At 69.2% G+C, this 11114-nt stretch carries 8 protein-coding genes and 1 tRNA gene; 3 read left to right on the forward strand and 6 right to left on the reverse strand.

The window, feature by feature from the left end:
• Nucleotides 1–50: 50 nt before the first annotated feature.
• Both ABZ260_RS36230 and ABZ260_RS36235 read right to left on the reverse strand, forming a co-directional pair.
• Nucleotides 51–3650 carry a discoidin domain-containing protein gene (locus ABZ260_RS36230; protein ID WP_355626628.1) on the reverse strand — a complete coding sequence of 1200 codons (3600 nt, stop codon included), beginning with the start codon at nucleotides 3648–3650 and terminating at the stop codon, nucleotides 51–53.
• Between the two features lie 794 nt (nucleotides 3651–4444).
• Nucleotides 4445–4516: transfer RNA gene (locus tag ABZ260_RS36235), tRNA-Val, on the reverse strand.
• Between the two features lie 464 nt (nucleotides 4517–4980).
• Between ABZ260_RS36235 and ABZ260_RS36240 the strand changes: the two genes are divergently transcribed.
• Nucleotides 4981–5397, forward strand: a complete 417-nt coding sequence (locus tag ABZ260_RS36240; protein WP_350927231.1) for an SsgA family sporulation/cell division regulator — start codon at nucleotides 4981–4983, stop codon at nucleotides 5395–5397.
• Nucleotides 5398–5433: 36 nt separating this feature from the next.
• On the opposite strand, the gene ABZ260_RS36245 is transcribed toward ABZ260_RS36240, so the two are convergent.
• A complete protein-coding gene (locus ABZ260_RS36245) occupies nucleotides 5434–6066 on the reverse strand; it encodes a DUF305 domain-containing protein (protein ID WP_355626630.1) in 633 nt (210 codons plus the stop codon).
• Nucleotides 6067–6124: 58 nt separating this feature from the next.
• Between ABZ260_RS36245 and ABZ260_RS36250 the strand changes: the two genes are divergently transcribed.
• On the forward strand, nucleotides 6125–7522 hold the full coding sequence (locus tag ABZ260_RS36250) for a hypothetical protein (RefSeq protein WP_355626632.1): 1398 nt from the start codon (nucleotides 6125–6127) through the stop codon (nucleotides 7520–7522).
• A gap of 72 nt (nucleotides 7523–7594) precedes the next feature.
• On the opposite strand, the gene ABZ260_RS36255 is transcribed toward ABZ260_RS36250, so the two are convergent.
• From ABZ260_RS36255 to ABZ260_RS36265, 3 genes are read right to left on the reverse strand one after another with little or no spacing between them, the layout of a single operon-like run.
• Nucleotides 7595–8425 carry an aminotransferase class IV gene (locus ABZ260_RS36255; protein WP_350927225.1) on the reverse strand — a complete coding sequence of 277 codons (831 nt, stop codon included), beginning with the start codon at nucleotides 8423–8425 and terminating at the stop codon, nucleotides 7595–7597.
• Nucleotides 8426–8442: 17 nt separating this feature from the next.
• Nucleotides 8443–9441: a chorismate-binding protein gene (locus ABZ260_RS36260; RefSeq protein ID WP_355562181.1), complete on the reverse strand. Its 999-nt coding sequence runs from the start codon at nucleotides 9439–9441 to the stop codon at nucleotides 8443–8445.
• Nucleotides 9442–9445: 4 nt separating this feature from the next.
• Nucleotides 9446–10348, reverse strand: a complete 903-nt coding sequence (locus ABZ260_RS36265; protein WP_355626635.1) for a LysR family transcriptional regulator — start codon at nucleotides 10346–10348, stop codon at nucleotides 9446–9448.
• Nucleotides 10349–10407: 59 nt separating this feature from the next.
• Between ABZ260_RS36265 and ABZ260_RS36270 the strand changes: the two genes are divergently transcribed.
• Nucleotides 10408–11114, forward strand: a 707-nt coding sequence (locus ABZ260_RS36270) for an NAD(P)-dependent oxidoreductase (protein ID WP_355626637.1), incomplete at its 3' end; no start/stop codon positions are given.

Genomic DNA, 11114 nt, shown 5'->3' on the forward strand with positions numbered 1-11114 from the left:
GAGGTCCCTCCCGGCGGCACCGGCGCTGCCTTCCCGCTCCTGCTACGGGTTTACGGGGTGACGTTGATCGTGAAGGTCGACGTCGTGTTCTTGATGTTCTGGAAGTTGTTGCTCATCTGGAGGTTGTTGAACGTGGCCGAGCCGACCGCCGGGCCCTGGCCGGGCTCGGGCATCTCGTTGGCCCAGATGGCCCAGCCGGACTTGGCGTCGAAGGCGTCGCCGCTCTTCTTGGCGCCGGTGATCGAGACGTTCGTGAACACGGTGTCCTTGACCGGGAACTGCGGCTGGCCCCCGACGTAGTTCGTCTGGAACATGATGCCGCCGTAGGTCGGGTCCACGATGTCCACGTCGCTGACCCGAATGCCCTGGAAGACCTTGGAGGCGGAGAAGACCCAGATCGCCGGGAAGACCTGCTGTCCCCAGAAGTGACCGCCGGCGCGGACGATCGAGATGTTCTCGAACCGGGTGGGCGGGCTGGCGCCGAAGCCGTTCATCGGGTAACCGAAGTCCAGCGAGCTGATCGTGATGCCGGAGTAGACCAGCGTGTCGGCGATGTAGATGTTCCTGAAGACGTTGTCGTACCCGCCGTACACCGCGACGCCGGCCGCCCGCCAGGTCAGGATGGACGTCAGGTTCTCGTAGACGTTGCCCTTCATGTCGGCGCCGCCGGCGTCGATGGCCGAGAACAGCGCGAAGCTGTCGTCACCGGTGGCGCGGGCCTCGTTGTTGCTGACGAGGTTGTCGGTGCTGCCGTTGGTCATGTTGATGCCGTCGGCGAACATGTTGCGGATGCGGGAGTTCTTGATCGTCACGCGGTCGGTGTTGGCGCCCCAGTAGAGGCAGACCATGTGCTCGTTCCAGATGTTGTCGATCACCACGTCCGCGACGTTGGCGAAGTCGAACACCTTGCCCGGGCCGTCGATGCGCGAGGTGTAGTTACCGAAGTAGGCGAAGTTGGCGAAGGACGAGCCGTTCGCGGTCCCCTCGGCGCGGAACCCGATGTCGGTGTTGTCCTGGTTCGACGGCGCGCGGAACTGGGTGTACCAGGGGCCGGCGCCGACCACCTTGACCGCCTTGCCGTAGACCTGGAACTTGCTCGCCGTCTGGTAGGTGCCCGGCGGCAGGTAGACGCCGACGAGGGTGCCGGTGTTGTCCATCCGCACCTTGTCGAGCGCGTTCTGCACGTCCTGGTGGGTGAATCCGGCCGGAACCGTGTACCTGGTGGGGTCGGGGTTGGCGATCGGCGACACCTGTTCGGTGTTGATGAAGTCGATCGCGTACGTCGTGGTGTTGGCGGGGTCCTTCTGCAGCTTGATCTTGCTGCCGGCCGGGACGGTGGTCCCGAGCATCATGCTGGCCTCGTCGTAGATGTGACGCGGCGTGCCGGCACCCGGCGAGTTGCCCGGGCTCGCCTCCGCGCCGTACAGCCAGGCGTACTTGGACGTCAGGTTGATGGCCTTGAGGAAGGTGCCGTCGACGTAGACGTTGAGCGTCGAGTCGATGCCGCCGCCGCCCGCCGAGTCGGGGATGGAGAAGCGGGTGACCAGGGTGTTGGTGCTGGCCTTGGTGGTGAACTCGACGTAGCTGCCCGTCGTGTTCAGCGCCACCGCCCTGCGGCCGGACGCCTCACCCGCCAGGGTGCCGATGTCGCGGCTCGGGCCGACCACGGCCGCCCCGCCGCCGACGACGGCGTCCTCGGCCTCGTACATGTCGTACGGCATGTTGGCGCCGCGGCCGACGAAGAACGGCTGGGTGACCGTGTTGTTGGCCCGCTTGACCGGCAGTTCGTTGGCGTCGTCGGCGAGGACCGTCTTGACGGTGAACTTGCCGTTGGCCGCCGTCCAGGTGCCCAGGTTCACCGGGCCGGTGGTGGCGCCCGCGGCGATCACACCGGTGTGGGAGCCGGTCAGCGTGCGGACCACGGTCCCCGCCTCGTTGGCGACGGTCAGCGTGATGCCGTGGGCGCCGCCCGCGGAGGCCACGGTGCCCTGGTTCTTGATCGTCGCGGAGAAGGTGACGACGTTGCCGTTCGCCGGGTTGCTCGGGGTCCAGCTGGTCGTCGCGACCAGGTCGGAGGTGTCGACGGGCCTGACCACGAGCGGGGAGGCGCTGGAGAAGTCGTTGTTCGACTCGTTCTGCTCGATGACGCTGTTGGCCTCGTCGACCTTGGCGCTCAGCGGGTAGCTGCCGGCGTCACGGGTACCGATGCCGGCCGAGACGGTGGCGGAGGCCCCCGCGGCCAGCGCGGCGACCGGGGCGGTGCCGACCTTGGTGGTGCCCAGGTAGAAGTTGACGTCCGTCGCGCCGGCGGCCGCGTTGCCGTTGTTCTTGACCGTGGCCGACAGCGTGATCGCGTCGGTCTCGATCGGGGAGGCGGGGGACGCCGTCAGGCCGGTGATCGTCAGGTCCGGGTTCGGCGCCGGGGTACCGATGACCTGGAACTCGGCGACCTGACCGGCGGGGGCGCCGGTGTTGGAAGTGATCTTGAGCTGGACGTCGGCGTAGGAGCCGCCGACCGGGATCGTCACCGTGTTGCCGGAGGCGGGGTTGAAGGTGTAGTTCGCCGCCGCCGCCAGGCTGGTGAAGGAGGTCGAGCTCTGCTCACGCCCGAGAACCTGGATGTTCTGGGTACGCGTCGCCCAGACGTTGTCGGGGTTCAGCTTCAGCACGACCGAGCTGAGGGTGGCGTTCGCGCCCAGGCTGACGGTCAGCGTGTTGGGGTAGCTGCCGCCGTTGCCCTCCCAGTAGGTCGCCGTGTTGTTGTCGTTGGCGTTGGCGGCCACGAAGGTGAAGACCGAGGAGGAGGCGGTGATCGCCTTGCCGACGGCCAGATTGGAGCCGCCGCCGGTGCTGCCGGTACGGGTGACGGTGTTGCTGTTGCCGGACTCGTTGTTCGCCGCGTCCCTGGCCTTGACGTAGTAGGACACCGTCGCGGTGGCCGGCTGGGTGTCGGTGTAGGTCAGGACATTGCCCGCCACGCTGGCGCGCAGGGCGTTGTTGGCGTAGATGTCGTACCCGGTCACGCCCACGTTGTCGGACGAGGCGCTCCAGGTCAGCCTGATCTGGCCGGAGCCGGGCTCGGTGTAGGCCAGGTTCGACGGCGTGGTCGGCGGCGACGTGTCACCGCCGGAGCCGGTGGGTCCGTACACCTCGAACTCGGAGATCTGGCCGGCCGGCCAGCCCGTGTTGGCGGTGATGTTCAGCCGGAGGTAGCGGGCGGTGGTCGCGGCGAAGTTGATCGTCACCGTGTTGCCGGTCGCCGGGTTGAAGGTGTAGCCGGCGGAGCCGACGATGGTGGAGGTCGGCGAGGCGCTCGTGCCCGCCAGTACCGACAGGGTCTGCGTCCTGGTGGCCCAGGCCGCCGCCGGGGGCAGCTTCAGGATGATCTGGTCCACGTTGGTGACGGCTCCGAGATCCACCTGAAGCCACTGCGGGAAGGCGTTGTTGCTGCTCTCCCAGTAGGTGTTGGCATTGCCGTCGGTGACGTTGGCCGCGCCGTAGGGGGCGGTGGTGCTGCTTGACGAGGTCGCCTTACCCACCGCGAGGTTGGGGCCGGCCGCCGCGGCGGGTGAGACCGCCCCGGCCAGGACGAGCAGGCTGGTCGCGGCCATCGCCGCCACCAGCCTTAACGCCAGGTACTGCTTTCTCATCGCGTTCCTCTATCTCTCGGCTGGAACGACAGGGTCGGATGGGAGGCCGGGGCCTCCGCCGTGCGGCGCGAGGCGCGCGCGGGCGCCTCGCTCACGAGACGCGGACTCGGAGTCGTGACATCCGGCGGGCGGGCCGACCGGTGTGACCTGCGATGGGGCGGTCCGCGAAACTCGTCTCGTTCGTCGCTGGGGGGTGCTGGTCGCCGGGTGCGCCCATGCGACGCCGAGAGCGACGTCACCTGGGGGCTCTTCCGGAGGGATACGACGGATGTGTGGCGGGGCACATCACTGCCGGAAGTTGCGGAGAAGAGAGAAAATTTAACAGGACTTTGCAATATTCTTGCATTGCGTTGGCCAAAGGTTACATACGTGCTACGGCCGCGTCAACGGGTCGAGAAGGACGGCTTACTTCGCCTTACAGCCCCGAGTGCGATCCCTTGCCCCGGGTCCACAGGTCCCCTCAAGCCGGTGCGAGGGAACGCCCGCGGGCCTCGGCACGGGGAGAAGCCGGCACCGCGAAATCGGCACGGCGAAATCGGCACGGCGAAACCGGGCGGCGAGCTTGGCGTGGAAGACACATCGGGCAGGCGCGGCGGGGAAGGCGGAGCCGCCCCCAGGACCGGATTTCGATGCGTGGATGCCGGGCGTGGCCCGCCCTGCCGGAAACCCGTCTCACCCGGCGAGCGGAGCCGGGAACTCATCCGGGACGCCCGGCCGTCCGGAAGATCGCGGAACAACGGAAAAGCCCGGCGGTTGATGTCAACCGCCGGGCTCTGACCTGCGTCTTGCTAGTGTGGGCGATACTGGGATCGAACCAGTGACCTCTTCGGTGTGAACGAAGCGCTCTCCCGCTGAGCTAATCGCCCGCCCTGTCCGGCCCCTCGCGGTGCCGACGTGGAAAACCATACAGCAATCCGGGAGTGCCCGCGAAGCGGTGTCCGCCACTAAATTTGATCTTGAGAGATGACGCACTCGGGAGGCAAAGCTCTGAGGATGCATCCGACGGGGGGCTACGGTGTCATAGCATCATCCTGATCCATAGAAGCACCGAACGACCCGGGCTCGACCCGAATCACCCGAGACGCCCCGCCAGGGAGTCGACGGTGACCAAAACGAGACGCAAAACCCTTGCAAATACGGCCCTGTTGGTGATGTTTAGCCCGGTAGATGCCCAAATGTCGCGCTGTGATGTGCGTTACAGAAGGGCGTAGAGGCGGAATCTTTCCTACAGGTTTCTTTGTTCCGCGTGATGGCTCATGCGGAGCGAAGCCCGCTTGAAAGCAGTGAAAGCCCCGAAGAGGGGACCGACGACGAAAAGGTTTGGCTGACGATGAACAGCGCCACCGTCTCTGCCGAGCTAGGCCTTCGGCTTGTGGTCCCCGACCGTACCACCGTCCCCCTGCTTGCCGGACTCAGCTACACGGCCGATGATCCTTACGCGATCAGAATGGCCTTCCACGTGGGGAACGACGAGCCGGTCGAGTGGATCTTCGCCCGCGAGTTGCTGACCGTCGGCATCGTGCGGCGGGTGGGCGACGGCGACGTGCAGGTGTGGCCGGCGCGTGCCGACGGCGAGCGCACGCTGCACATCAGCCTCACCTCGCCGTTCGGACAGGCGCTGTTCGAGGTGCCGCTGACTCCGCTCACGGAGTTCCTGCACCGGACGTACGAGCTGGTGCCCGCGGGTCGCGAGACCGACTTCATGGATCTGGACGCCGAGCTCAGCAACATGCTCTGGAGCTCCTGACCCGGCGCTCACCGCGCCCCTCGACGGGACCGCCGCCTACGCCGCGGGCTTGAGCAGGCGCCGCATCCGGGCGATCTCGATGCCCTGGCCCGAGACGACGTCCTTGGCGACGGCCAGCATGGCCCGGTCGGCGCCCTCGCGGAGCTGGAGCCCGGCCATCGTGACCGCAGCCTCGTGGTGAGCGATCATGAGGGTCAGGAAGAGCGTGTCGAAGGCCGTTCCTCTGGCCCCCCTGAGCCGGTTCATCTCCTCCAGCGTGACAGCGTGCTCGTCATGCTCCTCGTGCCCCTGCGGCGCCCGGCCGATCGCCTCCAGCCATGACGTCATGGCCGCGATCTCCGGCCGCTGCGCCGCGGTGATCCGCTCGGCGAGTTTCCGCAGGACCGGCGAGGACGACCTGGCCGGGACCAGCTCCGCCATCTCCAGTGCCTGCCGGTGATGCGGGATCATGCCCTCGGCGAACCTCACGTCGGCCGCCGTGACCCTGGCCTCGGACTCCCCGAGATTCTCGCCCGGCCGCGCCGTACGGCCCGCCTCGCCGGGGCCGCCCGGGATTATCACCGGCGCACCGGTCTCCGCGACGAGCGGTGCCGATCCTGGCTGTGCCGCCTCCGTGCATCCGCCAAGGACCGCTGTCGCCATGATCACCGCGATAACCTGACTCGGCATACGAATCCTCCGCATAGCTTCAATAATGGGGCAAGTGGACCGACGTAATGGGGGCACCGTGCGATCGACCATGGCGTTCGGCCTGGCCGCGCTACTTCTTGTGGCCGGATGCGGGGCGGATCCAACGCCCCAGGCCCCACCACCCGCGGCCGCCTCGGAGAAGAGCACGAGCGCCACTGAGAAACCGGCGGAATCCCCCTCCCCCGGGATCTCCGGGGACGGCACCCACAGCGACAACGTCACGCACCTGGCCAATGTGCCGCTCGGCGCCCCGCTCGACGGGCCCCAGGCCTGGGGCACCGACCTGGCCTTCCAGGGCGACTACGCGTTCGTCGGCAACTTCGACGGCTTCAGCGTCTTCGACATCTCCGATCCCTCCCACCCCTCGGTGGTCAGCCGGGTGCTCTGCCCCGGCGAGCAGAACGACGTCTCGGTGAGCGGGAACCTGCTGTTCCTGTCGATCGACTCCGCCCGGGTCGGCCCGGAGTGCGACGCCCAGCGCGGCGAGCCGGAGTCGGACGGCTGGGAGGGCATCCGGATCTTCGACATCGCGGACAAGTCCCACCCCAGGTTCGTCTCGGCGGTCCGCACCGACTGCGGCTCGCACACCCACACCCTCGTCCCCGGCGGTGACGCGGGCCGCGTCTACCTCTACATCTCCTCCCCGGGCCCCGAGCCGCAGTCGACGACCTGCCCGGCGCCGCACAACAAGATCTCCGTGGTCGAGGTACCCGTCGAGGCCCCCGAGACCGCCAAGGTGATCTCGCAACCGGTGCTCTCCGACAAGCCCGGCGAGGGCGGCCTCGGCGGCTGCCACGACATCACGGCCTACCCCGAGAAGAACCTGGCCGCCGCGGCCTGCTTCGGCGACGGAGTCCTGCTGGACATCACCGACCGGGCCAACCCCAAGGTGCTCCAGCACGTGAGCGACCGGGAGAACTTCGCCATCTGGCACTCGGCGACGTTCAACAACGACGCCACCAAGGTCGTCTTCGGGGACGAACTGGGCGGCGGCGTGAGCGCGACCTGCGACTCCGGCACCCCGAAGACCAAGGGCGCCAGCGCCGTGTACGACCTCGGCAAGGACCGCAGGCTCACGCTCCGCGGCTACTTCAAGATCCCGAGGGAACAGACGTCCGACGAGAACTGCGTCGCGCACAACGGGTCGCTGCTACCCGTGCCGGGAAAGGACATCATGGTCCAGGCGTGGTACCAGGGCGGGGTGTCCGTCTGGGACTTCACCGACTCGGCCAGCCCCCGGGAGATCGGCTTCTTCGAGCGGGGCCCGGTTTCGGGAGTCGGCGGCTCGTGGTCGGCGTACTACTACAACGGCCACATCTACTCCAGTGACATCACCAGGGGCCTGGACGTGCTCCGCATCGACGACCCGCTGACCGATCCGGCGGCCAAGGTCAGGCTCAAGGAGCTGAACGCGCAGACCCAGGTGTCCTACTAGCCGGTCGGTGACCGCCGGACGACCGGCCTTCCGGCGGGGGCGTGCCCTCGCCGGAACCGGAGACCCGGAACCTCAGGGGTCGAGGTCGGCGGCGGAGCGCTCGGCGAAGACCTGCATGGCCTTGGCGGTGATCGGACCGGGCGCGGCGGGCAGCACGGTCTGGTCGACCGCGCGGATCGGCTGGATGTCACGGGTGGTGGAGGTCAGGAACGCCTCTTCCGCCTCGTACAGGGCCGAGAGCGGGACATCCTCCTCGGCTCCCCCGCACCACTCCAGCGCGAGCGCGCGGGTGACCCCGGCCAGGCAGCCCGAGGCGAGCGTGGGGGTGACCAGCCGGCCGTCACGCACGATGAAGACGTTGCTGCCGGTGCCCTCGCAGAGGTCGCCCGCGAGGTTCTCGAAGATCGCCTCGCCGCCGCCGGCGGCCTTGGCGTAGAACAGCGCCCTGGCGTTGTCACCGTAGGAGGTGCTCTTCACCCCGGCGAGCGCGCCGCGCTCGTTGCGCGGCCAGGGCACGACCGTGACGTCGGCGGTGGCCGGGAACGGCTTCTGCTCGTCGACGATCACCACGGTCGTGCAGCCCGCCTCGCCCCGGTCCGAGCCGAGCGGCCCCGGGCCGCTGGTGTAGGTGACCCGGACGCGGCCGAGCCGCCACGGCGGGGCCTCGGCCAGGCAGGCACGGATCCCGTCGGCGATCGCGTCGGTGTCGGGGTCGGGCAGTTCCATGCGCCGCGCCGAGAGGGTGAGCCGGTCAAGGTGGCGGGTGAGCGCGAACGTGGTGCCGTTCACGCACTTGATGGTCTCGAACACCCCGTCCCCGACCATCAAACCATGATCGAAAACTGAAACGGTGGCCTGATCCGGAGAGACAAGTGCCCCGTTGAGCCATATAGGTACCTTCATGCGACTCCTTCTGAACCTTATGTTGATGCCAGAGCGACGAGCCGGGAGGCCTTCAACTCGGTCTCGTCCCATTCGCGGCGCGGGTCGCTCCCCCAGGTTATGCCCGCGCCCGTGCCGAAACGGATCTCGCCGGACGACAGCCAGAACGTGCGGATCCCCACGGCCAGCGACGCCCGCCGCCGGCCGGCGTCGACCCAGCCCACGGTCCCACAGTACGGCCCGCGCGGCTCGGGTTCGAGCTCATCGATGATACGCAGGGCGGAAGATTTCGGGGCCCCCGTCACCGACCCCGGCGGGAAGGTCGCGCCGAACAGCTCGGGCCACCCGCACCCCGGCGCGAGCCGCGCCCTGACCGTGGAGACCAGGTGCACCAGACCGGGATGCTCCTCCACCTCACACAGGGCGGGCACGCTCACCGAGCCGACCTCGGCGACCCTGCCCAGGTCGTTGCGGACGAGATCGACGATCATCACGTTCTCCGCGTAGTCCTTCTCCTGCAGGTCCTCCTCGGTGACTCCGGTCCCCTTGATCGGTCTGGACTCGACCACGTCGCCGTCCCTGGACAGGTAGAGCTCGGGAGAGGCCGACACGACGCTCAGTCCCGGCAGGCTCACCGTCGCGGCGTAGGGGGCGGGATTGCCCTCCGCCAGCCGTACGGCCAGTGCCAGCGGGTCCGGTTCCCCTCCCGCGGGCAGCGGCGCGTTCAGCACCCGGCACAGATTGGCCTGGTAGACCTCGCCACGCTCGATGTACGAGCGGATGCGCCGCACGCCGTCCTCGTACGCGGCCCGATCCAGGGAGCTGCGCCACGACGACGGATGCGGCCCGCGCCAGGGACCGCGCGGCACGGGCAGCGGGGCCTGACGAACGTCGTCGAACCTGGCGCACGTCACCTTGCCCTCGTAGTCGACCACGACGGCCCACCATCCCTCGCCGTCCAAGGCGGTCAGGTCGGTGGTGATGTCTCGGAGCCCCGTGGCCAGATATCCGGTGACATGCGCAAAAGAGTCATGCACTTCCCTATTGTCTCGCCTGTACGGCCAGCAGGCGCACCAGGGTGCGGGCCGCGGGCAGCGGGACGGGCGGCAGGGCCGCGTAAACGGTCCTGCGGGGGGCGAGCTCGCCGAGGGAGCGGAGCACCAGATCGGGCGGTACGGCGTGCGCGGCGATGGCGGGCACCAGCGTGATGCCGAGCCCGGCCGCGACGAACCCGAACTTGCCCGTCCACTCGCTGATCCTGACCGAGGCACGGGGGGTGAACCCGGCCCTTGCACAGGCCGCGGCGAGGGCGGTGGCCCGGCCCGGCGGAGGGGCCTCGATCCAGGTCTCCTCCCGCAGCTCGCGCAGGTCGATGATCTCCTCTCCGGCCAGCCGGTGGTCACGGCGGAGCGCGACGAACAGCTCGTCGTCGGCCAGCTCGACCATCTCCACCTCCTCCTCGCGGGGCAGCTCGGAGGGGTAGTCACTGACCACCGCGACGTCCAGGCCGCCTTCTCGCATGCGGCGCAGCAGGCTCCGGCTGGGCCCCTCGATCGGGACGAGTTCGACCTCGGGAAACTCCTCGCGGAACTCGCGCAGGGCACCCGGCACGAGCACGACGTTGGCGGTGGCGAACGCGCCCACCCGCAGCCGCCCCCGGTAGCCGCCGTGGATGCCGGCCAGCTCCTCCTCCGCCCTGGTCAGCCGGTTCAGCACGACCTGGGCGTGGTGGTGCAGCGCCTCACCGGCGGGCGTCAGCCGCACACCGCGCGGCAGCCGCTCGAACAACGGGCCGCCCGCGCGGTGTTCGAGCGCGGCGATGCGCCGGGAGACCGCCGACTGGGTGTAGCTGAGCCTGGCGGCCGCCGCGGTGAAAGAACCGGTGCGGGCCACGGTGTCCAGCAGGCGGAGCCCTTCGATGTCGAACACATTCCTCCCCTGCATGGCTTACATGCAATCTAGTCGCTGGTGGAATGCCTCGCCGGTTCCCTACCGTGAGGCGCATGATTTCCTTTCTTGGTCTGGGGCGCATGGGCACCCCGATGGCCCGGCGGCTCGTGGCGGCCGGGTACGAGGTGACGGTATGGAACCGCACCCCCCGCGCGATCGAGGGAGCCACCGTGGCGACCTCGCCGGCGAGGGCCGTGGCGGGCGCGGAACTGGTGATCACGATGCTCGGTGACCCGGCGGCGGTGCGGCGGGTGCTCTCGGACGCGGCGCCGGGGCTGCGGGCGGGCAGCGTGGTCGCGGAAATGTCCACGATCGGGCCCGAGGCGGTGGCCGGGCTCCGCGACCTGCTTCCCCGCGGGGTGGGGCTGGTCGACGCACCGGTCCTGGGCAGCGTGGGACCCGCCGGGGACGGCACGCTGACGGTGCTGGCCGGCGGGCTCCCCGGGGACCTGGCCCGCTGCCGGAAGGCGCTGGAGGTGTTCGGCCTGGTACGCGAGGTCGGCGGCCCGGGTGCGGGCGCGGCGATGAAGCTGGCCGTGATGAGCGCGCTGGTGCCCGCCCAGGTGCTGCTCGCCGAGACCGTCGCCTGCGCGGAGGCGACCGGGGTGGACATCGGGACGCTGCTGGACGTGCTCGGCGGCACACCGCTGGGAGCGCTCACCGAACGGGTCCGCCCGGCCGTCGAGAACGGCCCGGACGAGACGCGCTACGCCCTCGGCCTAGCCGCCAAGGACATGGCACTGGCCGCGCACGGAACCCG

This window comes from Streptosporangium sp. NPDC006013 (assembly GCF_040614275.1).
In the GTDB taxonomy this organism is placed as follows: Bacteria; Actinomycetota; Actinomycetes; order Streptosporangiales; family Streptosporangiaceae; genus Streptosporangium.

Excerpts from the sequence above, each read along its gene's own strand:
- ABZ260_RS36230 (WP_355626628.1), bottom strand. The coding sequence starts at position 3,650 with ATGAGAAAGCAGTACCTGGCGTTAAGGCTGGTGGCGGCGATGGCCGCG.
- ABZ260_RS36240 (WP_350927231.1), top strand. The coding sequence starts at position 4,981 with ATGAACAGCGCCACCGTCTCTGCCGAGCTAGGCCTTCGGCTTGTGGTC.
- ABZ260_RS36245 (WP_355626630.1), bottom strand. The coding sequence starts at position 6,066 with ATGCCGAGTCAGGTTATCGCGGTGATCATGGCGACAGCGGTCCTTGGC.
- ABZ260_RS36255 (WP_350927225.1), bottom strand. The coding sequence starts at position 8,425 with ATGAAGGTACCTATATGGCTCAACGGGGCACTTGTCTCTCCGGATCAG.
- ABZ260_RS36265 (WP_355626635.1), bottom strand. The coding sequence starts at position 10,348 with ATGCAGGGGAGGAATGTGTTCGACATCGAAGGGCTCCGCCTGCTGGAC.